18 protein-coding genes are annotated in these 21,545 nt (G+C 48.6%); 1 reads left to right on the top strand and 17 read right to left on the bottom strand.

Annotated features, from left to right (window positions below):
* Nucleotides 1–442: 442 nt before the first annotated feature.
* Genes HMPREF0980_RS02670 through pth form a run of 3 tightly spaced genes read right to left on the bottom strand, consistent with a single transcriptional unit; the run spans nucleotide 443 to nucleotide 5,475 of the window.
* Nucleotides 443–1,495, bottom strand: a complete 1,053-nt coding sequence (locus tag HMPREF0980_RS02670; protein WP_049727588.1) for a peptidylprolyl isomerase — start codon at nucleotides 1,493–1,495, stop codon at nucleotides 443–445.
* 51 nt (nucleotides 1,496–1,546) lie between these two features.
* Nucleotides 1,547–4,888, bottom strand: a complete 3,342-nt coding sequence (mfd, locus tag HMPREF0980_RS02665) for a transcription-repair coupling factor (protein WP_049727587.1) — start codon at nucleotides 4,886–4,888, stop codon at nucleotides 1,547–1,549.
* Between the two features lie 2 nt (nucleotides 4,889–4,890).
* On the bottom strand, nucleotides 4,891–5,475 hold the full coding sequence (gene pth / locus HMPREF0980_RS02660; RefSeq protein WP_049727586.1) for an aminoacyl-tRNA hydrolase: 585 nt from the start codon (nucleotides 5,473–5,475) through the stop codon (nucleotides 4,891–4,893).
* A gap of 138 nt (nucleotides 5,476–5,613) precedes the next feature.
* On the opposite strand from pth, the gene HMPREF0980_RS02655 reads away from it, so the two are divergent.
* A complete protein-coding gene (locus HMPREF0980_RS02655) occupies nucleotides 5,614–6,048 on the top strand; it encodes a hypothetical protein (RefSeq protein WP_049727585.1) in 435 nt (144 codons plus the stop codon).
* A gap of 33 nt (nucleotides 6,049–6,081) precedes the next feature.
* Here HMPREF0980_RS02655 and HMPREF0980_RS02650 read toward each other — a convergent pair whose 3' ends face one another.
* From HMPREF0980_RS02650 to HMPREF0980_RS02585, 14 genes are all read right to left on the bottom strand, one after another.
* Entirely contained in the window at nucleotides 6,082–6,345 is a 264-nt protein-coding gene (locus HMPREF0980_RS02650) for a hypothetical protein (protein WP_049727584.1), read from the bottom strand.
* A 37-nt stretch (nucleotides 6,346–6,382) separates the two neighbouring features.
* On the bottom strand, nucleotides 6,383–7,030 hold the full coding sequence (locus HMPREF0980_RS02645) for an HAD family hydrolase (RefSeq protein WP_049727583.1): 648 nt from the start codon (nucleotides 7,028–7,030) through the stop codon (nucleotides 6,383–6,385).
* 169 nt (nucleotides 7,031–7,199) lie between these two features.
* Nucleotides 7,200–7,979 (bottom strand): RNA polymerase sporulation sigma factor SigG, encoded by a 780-nt coding sequence (gene sigG, locus HMPREF0980_RS02640; RefSeq protein WP_049727582.1) that lies wholly within the window; start codon nucleotides 7,977–7,979, stop codon nucleotides 7,200–7,202.
* 132 nt (nucleotides 7,980–8,111) lie between these two features.
* Nucleotides 8,112–9,722, bottom strand: coding sequence for an MBL fold metallo-hydrolase RNA specificity domain-containing protein (locus HMPREF0980_RS02635; RefSeq protein WP_049727581.1), 1,611 nt, complete (start codon nucleotides 9,720–9,722; stop codon nucleotides 8,112–8,114).
* 49 nt (nucleotides 9,723–9,771) lie between these two features.
* On the bottom strand, nucleotides 9,772–10,512 hold the full coding sequence (sigE, locus tag HMPREF0980_RS02630) for an RNA polymerase sporulation sigma factor SigE (RefSeq protein WP_049727580.1): 741 nt from the start codon (nucleotides 10,510–10,512) through the stop codon (nucleotides 9,772–9,774).
* 12 nt (nucleotides 10,513–10,524) lie between these two features.
* The gene (locus tag HMPREF0980_RS02625) at nucleotides 10,525–11,307 is read right to left on the bottom strand and encodes a sigma-E processing peptidase SpoIIGA (protein WP_049727579.1); all 783 of its coding nucleotides are present in this window, start codon (nucleotides 11,305–11,307) and stop codon (nucleotides 10,525–10,527) included.
* A gap of 375 nt (nucleotides 11,308–11,682) precedes the next feature.
* Nucleotides 11,683–12,912, bottom strand: a complete 1,230-nt coding sequence (ftsZ, locus tag HMPREF0980_RS02620; RefSeq protein WP_049727578.1) for a cell division protein FtsZ — start codon at nucleotides 12,910–12,912, stop codon at nucleotides 11,683–11,685.
* A 156-nt stretch (nucleotides 12,913–13,068) separates the two neighbouring features.
* Nucleotides 13,069–13,842, bottom strand: coding sequence for a cell division protein FtsQ/DivIB (locus HMPREF0980_RS02615; protein WP_049727577.1), 774 nt, complete (start codon nucleotides 13,840–13,842; stop codon nucleotides 13,069–13,071).
* A 35-nt stretch (nucleotides 13,843–13,877) separates the two neighbouring features.
* Nucleotides 13,878–14,924 (bottom strand): FtsW/RodA/SpoVE family cell cycle protein, encoded by a 1,047-nt coding sequence (locus HMPREF0980_RS02610; RefSeq protein ID WP_147629789.1) that lies wholly within the window; start codon nucleotides 14,922–14,924, stop codon nucleotides 13,878–13,880.
* Between the two features lie 50 nt (nucleotides 14,925–14,974).
* Complete coding sequence (gene murD / locus HMPREF0980_RS02605; RefSeq protein WP_049727575.1) at nucleotides 14,975–16,321, bottom strand: UDP-N-acetylmuramoyl-L-alanine--D-glutamate ligase; 1,347 nt, start codon at nucleotides 16,319–16,321, stop codon at nucleotides 14,975–14,977.
* Between the two features lie 9 nt (nucleotides 16,322–16,330).
* The gene (mraY, locus tag HMPREF0980_RS02600; protein ID WP_049727574.1) at nucleotides 16,331–17,287 is read right to left on the bottom strand and encodes a phospho-N-acetylmuramoyl-pentapeptide-transferase; all 957 of its coding nucleotides are present in this window, start codon (nucleotides 17,285–17,287) and stop codon (nucleotides 16,331–16,333) included.
* Nucleotides 17,288–17,344: 57 nt separating this feature from the next.
* Nucleotides 17,345–19,069: a peptidoglycan D,D-transpeptidase FtsI family protein gene (locus HMPREF0980_RS02595; RefSeq protein ID WP_049727573.1), complete on the bottom strand. Its 1,725-nt coding sequence runs from the start codon at nucleotides 19,067–19,069 to the stop codon at nucleotides 17,345–17,347.
* Nucleotides 19,070–19,139: 70 nt separating this feature from the next.
* Nucleotides 19,140–20,978 (bottom strand): peptidoglycan D,D-transpeptidase FtsI family protein, encoded by a 1,839-nt coding sequence (locus HMPREF0980_RS02590; protein ID WP_049727572.1) that lies wholly within the window; start codon nucleotides 20,976–20,978, stop codon nucleotides 19,140–19,142.
* A gap of 12 nt (nucleotides 20,979–20,990) precedes the next feature.
* The gene (locus tag HMPREF0980_RS02585; protein WP_049727571.1) at nucleotides 20,991–21,530 is read right to left on the bottom strand and encodes a hypothetical protein; all 540 of its coding nucleotides are present in this window, start codon (nucleotides 21,528–21,530) and stop codon (nucleotides 20,991–20,993) included.
* Nucleotides 21,531–21,545 lie beyond the last annotated feature (15 nt).

Genomic DNA, 21,545 nt, shown 5'->3' with positions numbered 1-21,545 from the left:
AGGTACAGGGCTGTTATGTGAGATAACATCCCCTACCTGACTCCGGCTCTTCCTGCAGCAACGGCGTGTACGCCACGCTGCAAACGTTTAACTGCGATAATATACAACGTTTTAAACTGTATGTGCTGTATACACTAAGCTTGCTACCATTTTCCATCTAGCTGACGCAGCCAGCGTTCATCCGCTGTCCAGTAACGTTACACAGCCACTCTCGCCCTTGTTAAGTGAAGTAGATAGCGGGCGGGGAGCCGGGTGGGAGATGCGCAGGTGTAAGCGGGAGAGGCGGAGAATCCTTACCGTAGCCCTTATCCTGCGGGATGCAAGCCGCTATCGGCGCGCATTCCGGAGGGTTAGGGATACGTGAAATAGTCGGAGCCTCGTACGCATCGAAGCATCTGCCACCCGGCTCCCCGCCCGCCGCCTAATTTACTTAAACCCACATTTACTCCGCCTGGTCGTCTGTCTTGGCTCCGTCGGCGTATGGTTCTTCACTGCTCTGCTTAATGGTGACGCTCAGGTCATTGAAGTCCACTTTCTTCCAGACTCCTTTGTTCACCTTCACGCCCGCTTTCTTAACCCACTTGTCACACGTATCGTCATAAAGTTTCGTCTTTCTCTCCTGGACGATGCTTTCCTTTTTGGAATCCGTTGCCTCTCTGTCCAGAAGGCTGGTCACTTTGGCCACATAGCAGCCGCCATCTGTCTCTATGACACCGGTTGCTTCTCCTTCTCCGAGTGCGTCTGCCGCCTTTACGAGGTCTTCATCCGGGCTTGCGGATTCGCTGTCAAACGTGGCGGTCTGTGCTTCCAGCCCCTGCTCCGTGGCAAGCGCGCTGAAGTCTTCCGCTGTCTTAGCGCTGTCTGCAAAGTTCTCCGCATTCTTTTTGGCCTCAGCCTTTTCCTCATCCGACAGGTCGGCAGATTCGCCGGAATCATCTGTCTTCGTATAGGGGAACAGTACGTACTGCATACTCTTCTGAGCCGCTTCGTCATCCGATACTTCCGTATCCGCGCCCGCCTCTATGGCTTCTGACATCTTTTTCTGTATTGCCATCAGTGTCAGTACACGTTTTACCGTTTTCTTGGAGCCTGATATCTTCTCCTTGGATTCCAGCGTATTATCTTCATCAAATGTTTTGGCAGATTTTTCAATGACAGCCTTCTCTTCCTCTGTAAGAGATACGTCATAATCTCCCATGTGCTCTTCCAGCACAATCATCCTTTCCAGCTCTTTCAGCACAGAGTCCTTGACATATTCTTCATACGTCTGTCCTTCTGCAGCGTCAGTATTCCACATATCTTCCCCAAGGTAGCCGGAATAATACGTTTCATACTGGGCTTGTGTATATCTCGCAAAGAAATTTGCAACATCGGCTGTAATCTCTTTCTCTCCCACAGTAGCCACCACGTCATTCTCGTCGATGGATCCGCAGCCGGTGAGGACGCCTGCCGCAAGCAGACCCGTTATTGCAAATAGTAACACTCTCTTTTTCATGTTTTTATATACCCTCCTTAGTACTGCTAATTTCACTATTATAGCCCGTTTTTAAGCGTCAATCAATCCTTTTATTCCAATTAACACATTTTTCACAACCTGCAGAATGTCCTCATTCTTTTCCTTTTTATTCCTGCTCTTCTTTTCATAGACAAAATATGGCGGCGTATCCGTCTTAAATACGAGCGCCCCTTTGAACGTATCCAGAAGGTCTTGAATCCGTTCCGGACGGACCTTCGCCTTCTCATACATCACAAAGGTATATGTCTCGCCTTTCTGTTCCACAGCCGTCACGTATACGTGGTGGGCCAGCGCTTTCAGACGGGCGACGTTAAGCAGCGTCTCCACTTTCTTCGGTATATCGCCGAAACGGTCGATGAGCTCCTCTACCATGTCCTCCATCTCATCTTCCGTCTCCACCGCGGCAATCCTCTTATATATATCCAGCTTCTGATATTCGTTCGGAATATAAGAATCCGGGATAAACGCATCCACGTTCAGATCCATTGTCGTCGTATAGGTCTCTTCTTCCATCTCTCCTTTGAGATGCTTTACCGCCTCATTGAGCATCTTGCAGTACAAATCGTATCCGACTGCCTCCATATGCCCGTGCTGCTGGGCACCAAGCAGGTTTCCTGCACCTCTGATCTCCAGATCCCGCATGGCAATCTTGAACCCGGAGCCAAGATCGGTGAATTCACGGATAGCAGACAGGCGCTTTTCCGCCACTTCTTTGAGCATCTTGTCTCTCCGGTACAGAAGGAACGCATATGCCATCCTGTTGGAACGGCCCACACGGCCCCTCAGCTGATAGAGCTGCGACAGTCCCAGCCGGTCCGCATCGTGGATAATCATCGTATTGACATTTGATATGTCAAGCCCTGTCTCAATAATCGTGGTTGATACGAGGACATCTATCTCGCCGTTGATGAAGTCATACATGATTTTTTCCAGCTGGTGTTCTTTCATCTGCCCATGTGCAAAAGCGACGCTGACTTCCGGCACGAGCTTCTGTATGCCGGCCGTAACCTCAGCGATATCTTCCACACGGTTATAGACATAGTAGACCTGTCCCTGGCGGGCGCACTCCCTTTCGATTGCTTCACGCACCATCTCATCGTTATATTCCATCACATAAGTCTGTATGGGCATCCTGTCGTTCGGCGCTTCTTCCAGCACGCTCATGTCACGTATGCCGATCAGGCTCATATGAAGCGTCCGGGGGATAGGGGTAGCCGTAAGCGTCAGCACATCCACGTTTTCTTTCAGTTTTTTAATCTTCTCTTTATGCTGCACGCCAAATCTCTGCTCCTCATCTATGATGAGAAGCCCAAGGTTCTTGAACTCCATATCATTGCTCAGCACACGGTGTGTCCCAATCACGATATCCACGAGACCCCGCTTCGTGTCTTCCGCCGTCTTCTTCTGCTGTGACGGTGTACGGAACCGGCACATGAGGTCTATCCTTACCGGAAAGTCACGCATCCGCTGAACAAATGTATTGTAATGCTGCTGGGCAAGAATCGTCGTCGGCACGAGATATACGACCTGCTTATCCTCCTGCACGGCCTTGAAAGCCGCCCGGATTGCTATCTCGGTCTTGCCGTAGCCGACATCCCCGCAGATAAGGCGGTCCATAATCCTGCGGCTCTGCATATCCCGCTTTACCGCCTCGATGGCCAGAAGCTGGTCTTCCGTCTCCTCAAAAGGAAACATCTCTTCGAACTCCCGCTGCCAGACCGTATCTTCCCCGTACACATACCCTTCCTGTTCCTGCCGGGCCGCGTAAAGCGCCACAAGGTCTCTTGCGATTTCTTTTACCGCCCCCCGGACTTTTTTCTTCGTCTTCGTCCACTCCTGTGTCCCGAGCCTGTTCAGCTTCGGCTTCTTCGAGTCCGAGCTTGCATATTTCTGTATCAGATCAAGCTGAGTGGCCGGAATGTAGAGATTTCCACCTTTTGCATAGGATATCTTCATATAATCCTTTGCCACTTTGTCCACTTCTATCTTCTCTATCCCCTGGTAGATTCCCAGACCATGGTTTTCGTGGACGACATAGTCACCCGGCTTCAGCTCTGAAAAGCTCTGAATCTTACGGCCTTCGTATGATTTCCTCTTCTTTTTCTTCTTTACCTTGCCGAAGATATCCGTCTCTGCTATCACGGTAAATTTAAGCATCGGATATTCATATCCCTCCGCCACATGTCCATAAGCGGTCATAATCGCACCAGGATCCACCTCCCGGTCCATCTCATCGCTGTAATAGCTGCTCAGGTTATAATCACGGAGATCTTCGGCCAGCCGCTTTGCCCTCGTTCTGGAACCCGAAAGGAGCACGACACGGTAACCGTTTCTCTTCAGACGCTTCAAGTCCTGCGTCAGCATGTCGAAGCTGCTGTTATATGGATTGACGCTCTTCGTCATCAGACTGAGAGAGCCGCGGACTTCAAACCCTCTGCAGCGCATTTCCAACGCAGAGAAGCCGATGCTGCTATAGCCGTTCATCCGTCTGACTATCTCATCCGCATGAAAGAGCTGTGCTTCCGCATCGGTCATATCATAGCCGCTTTCGAGGCGTCGTTTCTGCGCTTCTATAAATTCATCTTCGACACCTTTCCCTTTTTCCAGAAGCCGCACCGGTTCGTCGAGAAAGAGTATCGTACGCTCCGGCTCAAAATAATCCAGAAAGGAAACCCTCTTCTCCCCCTCTTCCGGGAATTCGCTGGCCGGATATATGACGACTTCCTCAAGATTCTCTATTGACCGCTGCGTGCCGACATCAAAGGTACGGATCGAGTCCACCTCGTCTCCCCAGAGTTCTATTCTGATTGGAAGTTCCTCAGTCAGCGGATATACATCCAGAATCCCTCCGCGGACAGCAAACTGTCCCGGACCTTCTATCTGTATCTCCCTGTCATATCCAAGTCCCGCCAGATCTTTCTGCATCTTGGCCAGGTCGACCGCGCTGTCGCTCTTCACCGTTATCGTACGTCTCTCGATCTCAGCCTTTGGCAGCAGGGCATCCATGAATCCGTCGAAGCTCGTGACAACGGTTATGTCCTGCCCCGAGATGACGGACTGGATGACTTCCATCCTCTGCTGTACCAGTTCCCTGCTCCTTAGGTCTGCCTGATAGAACAAAAGGTCCTTCGCCGGATACAGGTATGTATTCGGATCCAGGAAACGATATTCTTCATAGATCTGCTTCGCTTTCGACTCACTGGAACAGGCGATGACTTTATAGCGGCAGCCATCGCTCAACGCGTACATCATATGAGTTTTCTGTGAATTGACGCAGCCGGATATCTGTATCATCCCGGATCTGCTTTTCTTCGTTTTCTGAAGCTCTTCAAATTCCGCCAATTCTTCTAACGGCCTTATTAAGGCTTGCATAATCAGCCCTCCTTAGGCTTTACTTTTCGGTTATACTCATTCATAGCGGCATCTATATCACCAGCCGCTATCATCTCCACTGCCTCAGCCGCATGTCCATAGCCTTCCTCCATCCTCTCCCGCTCTTCTTTAGAAAAATGGCCAAGCACATAATCGGCCAGGTCATACCGCTTCGGTTTCTCGCCGACTCCTACTTTTATGCGCGGAAATATGTCTGTCCCAAGGCACGAGATGATACTTTTTATCCCGTTGTGCCCCCCTGCGCTGCCTTTCTTACGTATGCGCAGCTGTCCGACCCCAAGGCTTACATCGTCATAGATGACGAGAAGTTCCGTCTCCTCATCTACTTTATAATAGTCCACGAGCGCTCTTATGCTCTCGCCGCTTAAGTTCATATACGTCTGCGGCTTTGCGAGCAGCACTTTCTGTCCGGCAATGATGCCTTTTCCGATATATGCCCTGTTCTTCCGGTAATCTACGGAAATATTATATTTGTCCGCAATCGTATCTATGACATCAAATCCTACGTTATGCCTTGTACCTTCATACTGTAATGTAGGATTGCCAAGTCCTGCGATAATAAACATGTTCTCTCACCTCGTTTTCTCCCTATTACATTCTACAAGAGGGCAATCATTTTGTCACGTAAAAGCCACGAATAATTTTAGGATAAATCTCATACATTATAGAAAGTGAAAATACGATACACGACACAGGAGGGCTTTATGAGTTCTAAAACAAAAATAGTTGTATTGCATATGAAAGAGATTATATACACGGCGGTGTTTGCCGTGTTGGCAATAGTATTGATTCTTTTACTGGTATTTATGTTCCTGCCCAAGAGCAAAGGCGCCGGGGTGGATGAAGAAAAATACGTCCCGGGGGTCTATACATCCACCGTTACGCTGAATAATACAGCGCTGGAGGTGGAAGTATCGGTAGATGAATCCCACATCAATTCCGTGCGGTTTTCTAACCTGGACGAAACAGTAACAACCATGTTCCCGCTTATACAGCCTGCAATCGAGGACATTGCAGAACAGGTGTATGACAAACAGTCGCTTGACGATATCAAGTATTCCGAAGACAATCCATATACCTCTCAACTTATCGTCAATGCCATTGATGAAGCATTGAAAAAAGCCGCAGTTACCAAATAGCTGCGGCTTTTCTAATGTACTGTGCTGTTCAGGCTACCCTTCCACGATAAGGTATCTGCCGTTAGGCAGAGGGAACACCTCGGAAGCCTCTTCCAGCTCCTCCTCGGACATTCCTTCTATGTCCAGCCCTTCTTCTTCAAAGAACTCCCTCACTGCACCGATTCCATCCACAACGACGGCCATGCAGTCTTCAAGAAATGCTTCTGCCTCTTCGGGTGTTATGGCGACCGGCTCGTCAAACAGCTGCGACTGTTTCTCCAAAAACGTTCTCAGGCAATCTTCATCATACTCATACATCTTTGATATCCTCCCTTAAAGTGACGTTACAATCTTCTTATACATATTGCAGTAATTCTTCCGGCATATCTATGATATGCTCTGCCCCTGCATCTGCCAGGTCTTCTCTTGAACGGAATCCCCACGCCGCTCCGATACATGTTATCCCTGCATTGCAGGCGGTCTTTACATCCACCTCGGAATCGCCTATATACAGGCACTCTTCTTTCTCTGTATGCAGTCGTTCAAGCACCTCGTACACTCCCTCGGGATCCGGCTTCCTTTTCAGGCCTTCCATCTGCCCCTGCACACAGTCGAAGATATCGTCCCCGAATATCTCCCGCACTACTTTTACGGTCTGCATATGCGGCTTGTTGGAAAGAACCCCCAGCTTCAGGCCCCTTGCCCTGAGTCCGGAAATCGTCTGAGGTATTCCCTCGTATGGTGTTACATGATATGTACAGTTTGCATCAAATATACGTCCGTATATCTCCATACCTTCATCAATTCTGCTGCCCGTCTTGTCCCCGGCAGCCTCAAGCGAACATTCCATCAGCCGTCTGGCCCCGTTACCGACAAACCGCCTGCACTCGTCCGTCGTTATCTCCCTGAGTCCCATCTCCCTCAAGGTCGCTTTTACCGAATACGCCAAGGATTCCAATGTATCCGTCAATGTCCCGTCTAAATCAAATATGCAAGCTTTCATACATACATCCTCCTATGTACCTAATAATAGTATGAACGTATGCAAATTTCAAGCGGAATTTGGGGAAGCGGACGACAGGGCAGAGAATACGCGGCAGAAAAAGAATCGTCCCTTCTTTCTCTGCCGCGCAGTTCTCTGTACATCTATAAAGTCATGTCTTTCATGACTGCTAATTTTCCAGATATTGTTTCATGACACGAAGGGCATTCTTCTCCAGCCTGCTCACCTGTGCCTGAGAAATGTTGATTTCTTCCGCCACTTCCATCTGCGTCTTGCCTTCAAAGAACCGGAGTTTTATGATATAGCGTTCACGCTCACCGAGATGTTCCATGGCAGCTTCCAGCGACAGGTCCTCCACCCATTTCTCTTCTTTGTTCTTCGTGTCGCTTATCTGATCCATCACATACAGGGCATCTCCGCCGTCGTTGTACACAGGCTCCTGCAGGCTCATCGGCACCTGTATCGCATCGAGCGCAAAGACGATATCTTCTTTTGAGATTCCTATCTCCTCAGCTATCTCCTGTACCGTAGGCTCTTTTAAGTGTCTTTTTACATAATTTTCTTTCGCATATATCGCTTTGTAAGCGGTATCGCGGAGCGACCGGCTGACGCGTATGGAATTGTTGTCTCTCATGTAGCGCCTTATTTCGCCGATAATCATCGGAACCGCATAGGTTGAGAATTTGACGTCAAGCTCAGTATTAAAGTTATTGATTGCTTTGATCAGCCCGATGCAGCCTATCTGGAAGAGATCGTCAGGATTCTCGTTGCTGCCGCCGAAACGCTTGATGACGCTAAGGACAAGCCTCAGATTTCCCTTGATATATTCTTCCTTCGCTTCCTGATCCCCTGCCTTTATACGCGCAAACAAAGCTTCCTTCTCCTCTTCTTTCAGGATGGGAAGCTTCGCTGTATTAACACCACATATTTCAACTTTTCCCTGAGCCATAATAAGAATCCTCCTTACTGAACATAACATTTTGTCAAATATATTAAGTACAATAAGATTTTTCTCATTATGGATTTGGATTATACGAACGTTTCAAAAATATAAAAATTATTGGGGCTTGACATCACTTTTCTAATCTCTGTCCCACTTCTCCGCCAGATTCTGGATCTGCGTCTCGAACTTGGCCAGCTCCTTATTTGCAAGGCCTTCATTCTTATATACGACCTCCAGCAGACGTTTTGCGGCTGCGACGAGTCTGTTGAACGCCGCTTCCGCCCTTATCTTAGCCGGCTTCTCCGCCGCTTTTTTCGGTTCCCTTACACCGATGGTAAGCACTTCCCCTGTCGCCAGGTCCACGCAGCCTCCCGAATAAGGCGCCAGCGCAGGACATCCGAACGTATCGGTAATCGTCCGGGCAAATTCATCCGTGACCTGGTCTTCGCCGTGTACGACAAATACATGGGATGGCACAGTCTCAAACCCTTTCAGCCATGCCAGAAGCCCGTTCATATCCGCATGTCCGCTGATCCCTTTGAGCACCTCGATCCTTGCATTGACTTCTACCGGCTCTCCGAACAGCTTCACGCTTTCTGCCCCTTCTATGAGCTTTCTGCCGAGCGTTCCCACCGCCTGGTAGCCGACGAAACATATGGTGCATTCTTTCCTCCAGAGATTGTGCTTCAGATGATGGCGGATCCTGCCGGCCTCGCACATCCCGGAAGCGGATAAGATGACTTTCGGCCTGTCGTCAAAGTTGATCATCTTCGATTCATCGCTCGTGATTGTCGTCTTAAGCCCCCTGAACAAGAGCGGGTTCACTCCCTTATTCACCAGGGCCAGCGCCTTTTCATCAAAGCAGGACCATACATTCTTGTTGAACACATTCGTAGCCTCGATAGCAAGCGGACTATCCACGTATACTTCAAAATCAGGAAATTCCGGCAGCAGCTTCTTCTCCTTGATTTCCCGGATAAAATAAAGCAGCTCCTGCGTCCGGCCTACAGCGAACGAAGGCACTACGAGATTGCCGCCCTTCTCAAAAGTCTCACGCAGTATCCTTGTAAAATCAGCGACATAATCCGGCGTTTCGTCGCCATGCGTCCGGTTGCCGTATGTAGATTCTATCACGACATAATCCGCTTCTTTTACCTTCTGGGGATCCTTGATAATCGGCTGGTTCAGATTGCCGATATCACCAGAGAATACGATCTTCTTCTGCACGCCGTCTTCCGTTATCCACACTTCAACAGCCGCAGATCCGAGCAGATGTCCGACGTCGGTAAAGCGCACATCGATTCCCTCGCAGAGCGTAATCCTCTGGTTATAGTCACAGGGGGAAAGAAGCTTGACAGCCGCCTCCGCGTGTTCCATCGTGTATAGCGGCTCATACGGCTCGGCTCCGCTTCGCTTCGCTTTCCTGTTGCGCCATTCCGCCTCAAACACCTGGATATGCGCGGAATCACGCAGCATGATGTTGCACAGGTCGGCGGTAGCAAAGGTTGAGATTATGTCCCCCTTGAACCCCTGCTTGCAAAGCATCGGAATCTTTCCGGAATGATCGATATGTGCATGGGTGAGCAGAACATAATCGATGTCCCCGGGGGTTACCGGTATGTCCTGGTTCTCATACAGGTCCGGTCCCTGCTCCATGCCACAGTCGACGAGAATATTTTTTCCACAGGCTTCCACCAGGTGACAGCTTCCCGTAACTTCATGGTCGGCCCCAATAAAAGTAAGCTTCATATGCACAACCCCTTTTTTCTTTTATTGTATCACCTTTTTATGGACGTGGCTATGAATACTTTACCATTTCTCTTCGGAGCCTCTGCATGATTTTCTTCTCCAGTCTTGATATGTAGGACTGTGATATGCCGAGCATATCTGCCACCTCTTTCTGCGTCTTTTCTTCCCCGTCAGGAGTTCCAAGGCCGAAGCGCATCTGTATTATTGTCCGCTCCCTGCCTGAGAGCCTGCTGATTGCTTTCAGCAGAAGCTTCTGCTCTACTTCATTTTCCAGGTCCTTATATATCGTATCTTCTTCAGTTCCCAGGATGTCTGAGAGAAGAAGTTCGTTTCCATCCCAGTCCACATTCAACGGTTCGTCTATGGACACTTCCATCTTCGTCTTGTTATTTCTTCTCAGATACATCAGTATCTCATTCTCAATGCACCGTGATGCATAAGTCGCAAGTTTTATATTTTTCTCAGGGTTAAATGTATTGATCGCTTTAATCAGTCCTATCGTGCCGATAGAAATCAGATCTTCCACACCGACGCCCGTGTTATCGAACTTCTTGGCTATGTACACTACCAGGCGGAGGTTGTGTTCAATGAGCACTTTTTTGGCCTGCTCGTCATATTCGGAACCGAGGTCACCTATCACGGCACTTTCTTCCTCTGCCTCAAGCGGCGCGGGAAGTATCTCAGAGCCCCCAATATAGTGTATATCCTTTTTATCCGGAAAAAGCAGTGTCCGAAAGTCTGGAATTACTTTTAGTTTAAATTGATGCGGTACTGCTACTTTGATAACCATAATCTGTTCCTCCTATAATATATCAGGATTTAATATCATCCTATATGCTCCATCTGATGCCACATGGCCGTCACAGATTCCGATGAGCGGTCGCTCGATCCACTTCTCGTTCTTCTGGCGCACGCACATCTTATCCAGCGTAATGACCGGCATGACTCCTGTCTCTTTCCCGACGGAATGGTATGGAATGTACCGGATGCCGTCCGGCAGAGCAGCTTCTGTCAGCGCCTTCACGACGCTTTCATCCACGATGCTGACCGGCTTGCCTGTCAAGGCATCCTTCAGGCTGTTGCCGGTGTCTATCACCGCTTCCACCCTGCACACTTTTTCATCCTTGTACAGGACTGCTTCGCATCTGTATTCTTTCAGCCTTGAAAGATAAGACAGAAAGTTCCAGATTCCAAGTACTGCATAATAGCTTACGACCGCAAGGGCAAAGAACAGGCTTCCAATCTTCATATACTGCCGGAGGTATTCAAATACGCCTCCGACGAGGATGCCGCTGATATAGAGCACGACATAAGCTTTCACAAATGTCCTGTCCCAGCTGATTTTCAATCCTGCCTTAAGCATTACAATATTGACAAGACCGTGGAACAGTATGAATTTTACAAACGCATATGGTATGGGAACTACCACGACGGCACAGGTAAGCAATGCTCCGGCAGCCGCGCCCAGACAGATCCTTCCATGTGTGGCAGGACATTTCAGGATTCTGCGGGTAATCTGCAGGAGTATGAAGTCCATCATGAAATTTACCAGAAAAAATACGTCTATGTATAACTCATAATACACATTCCACCTCTTTCTCTTTTGATACTAAATCGATTTGGTACTCAAGCAAGATTTATTATACGAGTAAGGCCCAAAAGATTTTGTCAGATGATGGAATCCATTCTTATTTTCTTTCGACAGCTGTTCCAAACCACAAGATATAGATTTTTAGGGACTGTTTTTTTCGGATTTGTGTTTTGACAAAGCACAATACTTTGTGTCTGTTTTTTGCATAAAAGCGAGAATTTTATGGGAGAAATATGGCAGTTAAAAGCGAATGGGGATAAGAATTGTGATATATTGTCGAATAAAAGAAAGAACAATGTTGCTTTTATAAAAAAAAAGGAGAACTTCGTATGTGAAGTCCTCCTGGTTATCCTACTATTGTTCTGCTCTCTATCGTTTAAAGAAATCAGGTATCTTGATGGATTGTTCTTTTACCTTGCTTGTCGGCGTTCTCGGCGTGTCCAGAGAAGGTGTCGTCCCCCCTGCCGGCTTTCGGGGCGCTGCTGTCGTACCGCCGCCTCTGGTCGGAGCCATGCCAAGATCCAGCTTCTGGGATGACGGCTTTGCCGCCGTGGCGGCTGCCGGCCTCTCATATGCCTGTGCACCCTGCTGCGGTACCGCTCCCCTCTGGGTCTCCAGTCTTGCCTTCAGCTTTGAAGCGCTTCCGCCTACGTTATGTAGACCTGTAGCTATGACTGTAATGGTAGCCTCGTCTGCTCTTGAATCATCATACATGGCACCAAAGATAATATTTGCATCTTCCCCTGCCAGATCCTGCACATACTCTGCCGCGTCGGAAGCATCCATAAGCGTAATATCACCAGACACATTGATAATGACATGGGACGCACCTGCAATCGTCGTCTCAAGCAGCGGGCTGGCAACAGCCTGCTTAACCGCCTCGAGTGCTTTGTCGTCGCCGCGGCCCTGACCGATACCGATATGGGCGATACCCTTGTCCGTCATGACCGTCTGCACATCCGCAAAGTCAAGGTTGATAAGTGAAGGTACGTTGATAAGGTCGGTGATGCCCTGGATACCCTGCTGTAATACTTCGTCCGCCTTTTTCAGCGCCTCAGGCATGGTCGTGCGTCTGTCCACGACCTCCAGCAGCTTGTCATTCGGAATGACGATCAGCGTATCTACGCTTTCCTTTAACTTCTCGATTCCGGAGAGTGCATTGTTCATACGAGTCTTTGACTCGAAACGGAACGGCTTTGTGACAACGCCGACCGTCAGTGCACCCTGCTCCTTCGCTATACGCGCGACGACCGGCGTGGCGCCCGTACCGGTACCGCCTCCCATGCCACACGTAACAAAAACCATGTCAGCGCCCTTAAGCGCTGCTGATATCTCTTCGGAGCTTTCCTCCGCCGCTTTTTCGCCTACTTCCGGCTTTGCTCCCGCACCGAGCCCTTTCGTAATCTTGTCCCCTATCTGCATAAGCGTAGGTGCCTTACATAACTGGAGTGCCTGTTTATCTGTATTAATAGCAATAAATTCAACACCGGCAATCTGTTCGTCAATCATTCGGTTTACTGCGTTATTACCGCCTCCGCCGACTCCAACAACAATTATCTTTGCCGCTGCTTCTGATTCATTCGTCTTAATTTCTAGCAAGGGTTTTTCCTCCTTTATCCTATCCTTATTATATATTATACATCCCACAGAGCAAAACGCAAAAATGCATTTTGCTATATATAGTATATAATATAAGCTTTTGTATAAAATATCAATAGAATTTTATCTTAATTTATTGATTTTTACGCATTTTTCTTAATTTTCTTCCAGAATTTCTTCTGCATTGAATGTGATTGTAGTATTTCCTTCCGAATAATTTTCTAGGTGGAGTGTTCCTTCTTTCCCCTCCAGCTTCTCCATAATCGGCGGAATCTGTGCTATCTGTTCCGAAGAGACACTGCTGCCGAGCGAAATCCGTATCTTTCCTCTATACAGATATATCTTGCCGTCCTGGCATACGATCTTGTCCGGGGACAGCTTATATTTTTTCACTTGCTGTGACGTTAAGAGCATCTCTTCAAAGATACCTTTATCCTTGCTCTCTAGCGTACCGTACAGGCTGATGTCACCTGTGTCTATGCCTTCGATGCATGGAAGTCCCTCGATAAACTCTGTGCCTTTATATACAATCATTCCTTCTTTGTCAAAATATGCGTATTCATTTCCCGCGTATATATAACCAACGATAGGCTTTTCCTTCACTGCTACCTTCACGATCCACGGCGCTTTCATGCTGACTTTCATAACGTCCAGGCACGGAAGCTGTTCCCCCCGGCCAAGCGCATATTTCCCGAGTATGTACAATGAATTAATCGAAAACCTGTCATTCTGTACCGTATTGATGATTTCCTTATCCTTACAGTATTCGTTCCCCTCAACTTCTATCTTTTGTACATAGAATAGAATCAGGACTGCGAGCACGATTATGGCAATGCCCATGACCAGGACCATAAGCGCATAGACTTTATGGCTTTTCTTCTTTTTCCTCGGCCTCGCCGCCTCTTCCTCCTGATACTCACTTTTTCCCATCGTATACTCCTCCTAAGTTTTCTCCTTACCCTCTCTCATTCTATCAGAGATGACACGCTGAGCACAAGCCCCATTTCCAGCAGCAGAAATACGACCGACGTGCCACCGTAGCTGATGAACGGCAGGGTGATGCCCGTGTTCGGAATCGTGTTCGTCACGACCGCAATATTCAGGATTACCTGTATCATCATATGTCCCATGGCCCCGGCCGCTATCAGCGCCCCGAGCAGATCCTTCGCATGTGTGGCAATGACGAAAAAGCGCCATATGAGTATGAGGAACAAGATTAGTATAAATCCTGCGCCAAACAGTCCAAGCTCTTCACAGACGATAGAGAATATCATGTCATTTTGAGCCTCCGGTACAAATCCCAGCTTCTGCACGCTTTCTCCGAGCCCCCTGCCGAAGAGCCCCCCTGAACCGATTGCATAAAGGCCCTGCAGCGTCTGGTATCCTTTCTCAAATGCCTCGGGATTCCGCCAGATCGCGAGCCTCTCCAGCCGGTAGCTTTCAAGTGCCAGGAAAATGGTCATAAAGCCGGCTCCGAGCGCTCCCATCAAGATAAACTGGCTGTACTTCGGGCTTGCCACAAATACGAGAATAACGCCTATCCCGAGAATGATAATAGCGGTACTTAAGTTGCTGGCGCCAACAAGGCCGACTATCGGAAGTATGAGGACCATCACTTTTACCATCGTTCTCATCTTTCCCATGGTCTTGATATTTTTCGTTATGATATGTGCCAGGAACAGAATGACGGCCACCTTGGCAAATTCTGACGGCTGAAAAGAAAAAGGCCCCAAAGATAACCATCTTTTGGACCCGTTATACTCATCACCGACAAATATTACCGCAACAGACAGCAGAAGCGCCGTGAAATACCCGAGCACTGCCACATGCTTCCACACATGATAATCCATATTTGCGACAAAAAACATTCCGGCAATCCCAAGCACTGTAGCAAACGCCTGTTTCTTCAGATAATAAAACGAATCATGAAATTTCACTTCTCCGTTATATGCGCTGGTGCTGTATAATATCACCAGGCCGATAAGAACGAGCAGCAGCAGGGCTGCCAGCATCGTATAATCATACTTTTTCTTTTTGGACCGTGTCAAGCGATATGCACTCCTTATAAGGAATTTACAATTTCTTTAAACTTATCTCCACGTGTCTCATAATTTGGAAACATATCCCAGCTGGCACAGGCCGGGGACAGAAGCACCGCTTCTCCGGGACCTGCAATCTCTGCTGACATTAGCACCGCCTCTTCAAACGTATCTGCGAACGTATAATCATGGAAGCCGCAGCTTTCTGCATCTTTTGCTATCTTATCTTTCGTGGCACCCAGAAGGATCAGCCTCCTGACCTTCCCGCCGAAGCTCTCTATCCATTCCGTGTAGGAAGAATCCTTGTCATACCCGCCGCCGATAAGTATGGTAGGGCGGCTCATGGCCTGTATCCCCTTGATTGCCGCATCCGGATTCGTCCCTTTGGAATCGTTGTAGTATGCGACTCCGTCCTTCTCCGTTACAAACTCGATTCTGTGTTCCACTCCTCTGAATGCCTTGATGCTCTCCCGTATTTTGTCCATCGGGACGCCATATACAGCCGCCATCGCAGCTGCAGCCATAACATTTTCATAGTTGTGTGTTCCGAGAAGCTGCAGGTCCTCCACATGGCAGATGTGGATTTCCTCCGGGTTCTTATAGACGATCATTCCATCATCAAGATAGATGCCTCTTTCTAGTTTACGCCGGCTGCTGAAATATAGAACCTGTGCCCTGACATTCTTTCCGAATTCCCGCGTCACTTCATCTTCATAATTTAAAATGCACCAGTCATCCTCAGTCTGGTTCCTGGCTATATTTTTCTTCGCTTCAATGTAAGCTTCCATCGTATGGTGGCGGTTCAGATGATCTGGAGATATGTTAAGCAGAGCGCTGACAGCAGGCCGGAAGCTGACGATGCTCTCCAGCTGGAAGCTGCTCATCTCTGCCACGGCCACGGCATTGTCCGACATCTCTCCCGCCGCGACGGTATATGGATTGCCGATATTGCCTACGACATACACCTCTTTTTTATAATTCTTCATAATCTCGCCAAGCAGCGATGTCGTCGTCGTCTTGCCGTTCGTGCCCGTGATGGCAAGTACGTCGCCTTTCCCGAATGCATACGCCAGCTCGACCTCTCCGATGACTTCTATTCCACGCTCGAACATCTGCCGTACGACCGGCAGGTCTGTCGGCACTCCCGGGCTTAATACGACGATGTCAACCGTCTGAAGCAGCTCTTCTGGAAAGCTGCCGAGTATAATCTGCACGTCTTTGCCGACGCGGCCCGCAAGCTCTGCTCTGTCAAGCTTCTCGTTCCCGTCGTACAGCACTACATCTGCGCCGTGTTCCGCCAGAAGCCCCACAGCGCCTGTTCCGCTCAGTCCGGAACCGAATACGAGCACCTTCTTATTTGTAACTTCCATAATTTCCTCCTACATAGCCATCAGCGCAACGAGACAGAGAAGCGCTGTAATGATAGAAAATACTGCAACGACCTTCGTCTCCGACCATCCGCACAATTCGAAGTGGTGATGTATGGGGGCCATCTTGAAGATACGCTTGCCCCCCGTCTTTTTAAAATAAGTTACCTGTATCATGACAGATAATATCTCTACCATATATATAAATGCGACGATGATAAGAAAAATCGGCATCTGGAGCATATACGCCGTTGACGCCACAAACCCGCCTAGTGCAAGCGACCCCGTATCACCCATGAACACGCTGGCCGGATAGACATTAAAGAGCAGGAAACCGAGAAGTGCACCTACGACAGCACACGTTATCGGCTCTATGCCGCTCTTCGTGCCGATTGCAACCACGGTGAAGAACGTGGCTATCAGGACGGTTACGCTGGATGCCAGGCCGTCCAGCCCATCTGTAAAATTGGCACCGTTGACCGTTCCAAGCACGGCCACGAACATGAGTGGTATCGCAAGCCAGCCGATGTCAAGGTACTGTCCGCCAGAAAATGGGATGAGCATCGTAAGCGGTATATTTGTAAAACGCACGAGGTAAAACGCAAGGACGGCTGTCACCAGTATCTGCAGCGCAAATTTCTGCTTTGGGTACAGGCCGTCGGAACGCTTCATCACAACCTTCAGATAATCATCCAGGAAACCGATGAGTCCAAACCCCAGGGTTACGAACAATATAGGTATGATCTTCGGGTAGTTCTTCAGATAGAACACCGAAGTAACCACAACACTCACCAGTATGATGACTCCGCCCATCGTCGGCGTGCCCGCTTTTTTCAGGTGAGACTTCACACCGTCTTCCCGTTCCGTCTGCCCCATCTTAAGCCTTCTTAAAATCGGAATAATCACCGGACCCATCACTACGCTAAGCGCGAATGCAATCAATACCGGGAGAAAAACTCTATAATCCATAATCCACCTCTTCGCTTCTTTTGTTAATCTCTAACCTAACATAGTATACTTCATTTTTTACTCTTTTTCAATGCCAAGATAGGGCAATATATTTTCAAAAATGTCCCTGATGACAGGAGCTGCTATCGTACCACCATAATATACGCCCTGGGGGTTATAAATGACACACATCCCCAGAACCTGCGGGTGATCTGCCGGCGCAAAGCCGATAAAGGAAGAGATATATTTGTTAGCGCTTCTCGGCAGTGTCTGGGAGGTGGCGGTCTTTCCACCGATGTGATACCCCTCCACATAAGCATTCTTTCCAGAACCTTCGGAGACTACGCTTTCCAGCAGCATCTGCATCGTCTCAGAAGTCTCTTTTGATACGATATTTTTTTCTTTTTTATACTGGAACGTCTCCACTTCCTCGCCCTTGGAATCCATGACTTTGACTCCGAAGTGGGGCGTAACTCTCGTCCCCCCGTTGACAAGGGAGCTGACGGTCGTCGCCATCTGCATCGGCGTTATCTGGAACGACTGCCCGAACGCCATCGTGGCCAGCTCCACCATGCCTACGTTGCTTTTCTTGTGCATAATGGTACCGGCTTCCCCCGGCAGGTCTACCCCTGTCATGCCCATAAGCCCGAACTGGTTGAAATATTCGTAAAACTTATCGACGCCAAGCCTCAGCCCGATATCGATAAACACAGGGTTACAAGAATTCTGAATTCCCTGGACGAAAGTCTCTGAGCCGTGGCCCCCAACTTTGTGGCACCGTATCTTTCTGTCCTCCACTACCCGGTAGCCGGGACAGCTGAAATTGTCATCCAGAGATACGACGCCTTCCTCCAGGCAGGCGGACGCTGTAATAATCTTGAATGTGGAACCTGGCTCGTATGTGTCATTGATACAGCCGTTACGCCACATCTGGTTCAGCGCGTCCTGTTTTTCTTCGGGCGACATCGCGTCCGCATCTTCCTCCGTATTCAGCGTAAACGGGTCATTCAGGTTGAATTCCGGCACGTTCACCATGGCGATGATCTCTCCGTTCTGTGGGTTCATCAGGAGAATCGACACTTTGTCTGCCTGTTTTTCTTCCATGACCTTCTCTGCCATCTGCTGTGCATACATCTGTATGTTATAGTCCAGGCTAAGCTGGAGCGTGTTTCCGGCCACCGGTTCCATCCTGTCCTCCGCCACGCCTTCCAGTTCGACGCCTCTGGCATCTGTCGTCGTGAGTATCTTTCCGTTAATCCCTTTCAGATATTCTTCATATTTCACTTCCAGGCCGATGATTCCCTGGTTATCCCCTCCTGTGAATCCGAGCACTTTGGATGCCAGTTCATCATAGGGATAATAACGCTTAAAATCTTCATCAACTTTGACGCCTTCCAGTTCCAGTTCCCGTATACGGTCTCCTGTAGCTTTATCTACATTTGTCTTGATACGCTCCATCGAAGAGACCTTCTCTACCTTCTTACGCACCGTATCCTCGTCCATTTCAAGCTCAGCGCTAAGTGCTTTGATTACGCCTTCCGGGTCCTTCATCTGGCTGTGTATGACCGATATCGTGCACACGGTCTTGTTTGTCGCAAGCACCGTCCCGCCTGCATCGACAATCTCTCCCCTGGCCGCTTTGATATCCCTTTCGCGCTCGTGGAGAGATTCGGCTTTTTTCTGGTAATATTCGGCATCGAACACCATAAGATACACAAGCCTTCCTACGAGCCCCAGTATGATGACTGCGGCACAGATAAATACTACAAAGATCTTCTTTTTATTATAGGTCTTATTCTTCACAAAAAAACCTCACAGAAGCCGTTTTTATAACTTATTAACACTTCTGTGAGGTTATTCTACCTATTTAATTCTATTCTGCTTCCAGTGTGGTCTTTGTCACGCCGAGATAAGGGAAGATTTCCGCCATTATCTTGGATGCCATCTCAGTCGCATAAGAGCTGCTTGCCTGAGCCGCCACATTTGGTTCGTCAATCACGACATATACGACTACTTCAGGATTGTCCTGGGGCGCATATCCGATAAAGGATACGAGATATTTGCCGTTACCTCGGGGCTGCTTCTCCGCGGTTCCTGTCTTTCCGCCTATGTCATAACCCTCTACCGCAGCCGAACTTCCGGTACCTTCCTGCACGACGCCGAGCATGTAGTCTTTGATGATCTCGCTCGTCTCTTTGGAAACGGTCCGCTTAACGAGCACCGGATCCTTGTTTTCTGTTACATTTCCGTTTTCATCCTGAATCTGCTTCACCACATGGGGCTTATAATAATCGCCCCCGTTGATGAGCGAACAGAACGCGGATGCCATCTGTGTCATGGTTACATTGAAGTTCTGGCCGAATGCATTAGTAGCAAGACTGGCCGGGTCCATATTATCAGGTTCATACAGCAGTCCTGTCTCTTCTCCCGGCAGGTCTATGCCTGTGGACGAGCCGAATCCGAACAGCTCCTGGTATTTGCAGAATTCGTCATTTCCGAGTGCTGCGCCTATCTGCATTAATGCCACGTTGCATGAATTTTCAAGTGACTTCTTCAGCGTCTGCGTCCCGTGTCCGTCACGGTTGCTGCAATGGATATCGTGGTCTCCCACATGGAGCATGCCTCCGCACGTATAGCTTTCGCTTCCGGTCAGCACGCCGGTCTCCAGGCCGGCCGATATGGTGAACGGCTTATAGGTAGAACCGGGTTCATACGTGTCGCTCACGCAGAAGTTGTTCCACAGTGCATTCAGCTTCTCAAGCTTTTCTTCATCCTTCATTGCCTCTATGGCTTCCTCGGAATAATATTTCGTCAGATCTCTCGGGTTATTGAGGTCAAAGTTCGGATAAGATGCTTCCGCGATTATCTCGCCGTTCTGCGGGTTCATGACGATAACCGCCGTGTTCTTGCTGCCCTCTCCCTCTGAGGCGCCGTTCTTATTCTTTTCATTGAATTCCAGTATGTGCTTTTCAACGATGCTCTGCACCTGGAGGTCAATGGTAGACATGATGGTGCTTCCGTTCTCTGCTTCTTTTACCGTGCGCTCCACACTGGATTCCGCGTCAAAATATCCATATTCCCTGCCGTCGGTACCATTCAGGACAGAATTGTAGGATGCTTCTATCCCATTGCTTCCCACATTGCCGTCTACAGTAAATCCGACGACATCGCTGGCAAGCGTATTGTATGGATATTTTCTGACATAGTCCTCTTCCAGCCATATGCCTTTTACATCTGGATATTTCTTGTCATCTGAATCAATCTTTTCAAATTCTTTGGCCTTTTCATAATCAATTCCTTTTTTCAGTATGTTATATCTGCTTCCAGGGTTGTCTTTTATCAGTTTCCTGACATCCTCTTCTTCTATTTCAAAGCAGTCTTTCAGCACTTCTATCGTGGGCTCTATATAGTCCTTGTCGCTTGTCATCACTTTGGCGTCCAGTATGACATTGTAGACCCGCTCGCTCGTGGCTATCTTCGTCCCGTTCCGGTCTACGATATCGCCCCGTTTGAACGGTATCGTACGGCTGTCGTACTGCTGCTGGTCGAGCACCACCTTCGTATACCTGTCCCCGCTGGCCGCGTTGATATATGTAATTCTCCCCACTAATACGCCAAAAGCTAGTACAATTGCTACGAAGAGCATTACTAGCTTTTTCTGCATCAGTTTGGAAAACTTTCTTTTAAATACATTTCTTGTCTGTTTTCCCATAATTCCACCTGTTTATTGTTTTTTGTCTGATTGGGCAAGTATACCATCCTCCGGTATATCCTCATATTGTTTCACATAATCTGACGCGGGATTGTCATACTCTACAATCTGATCTGAAGTGGCATATACCATTCCCAGCTCATTCTGCGCTTTATCCCGAATGTCGTCCAGATTGACAGAATCCATCACAGCATTATACTTTGTATTATTTTCTTCTTTCATATCCGCCAGCTCTTCCTGCATCGCGGTGATTGCTTTCGAGCGGCTTGTAAGCCTGGACTGAAGCTGGACATAATTTACACATACCACGAGTGCAAGTATGGCCGCCACTGCCAGAAAAATAACATATCCGGGGCTCATGTGCAGCGCCTTCCTGCGGTTCTTGCGCACCTGCCTGCTTGTCTTCCTCGGTCTCTCAGGTTCTTTTGTACGCCGTTCCGGCTCATATGCCGGTTTTGTCACCACATTGCCGTAGACATACATCTGACTGCGTGTTCTGTTTGATGTTCCATAGGTTGTTCTGCTTCTGGATGATGTATATCTTGCTGCCATGTCTTTCCCCTTTCT

Source organism: Dorea sp. D27, assembly GCF_001185345.1.
Taxonomy (GTDB): domain Bacteria; phylum Bacillota; class Clostridia; order Lachnospirales; family Lachnospiraceae; genus Extibacter.
This window is presented reverse-complemented; position numbering and strand designations above follow the sequence as displayed.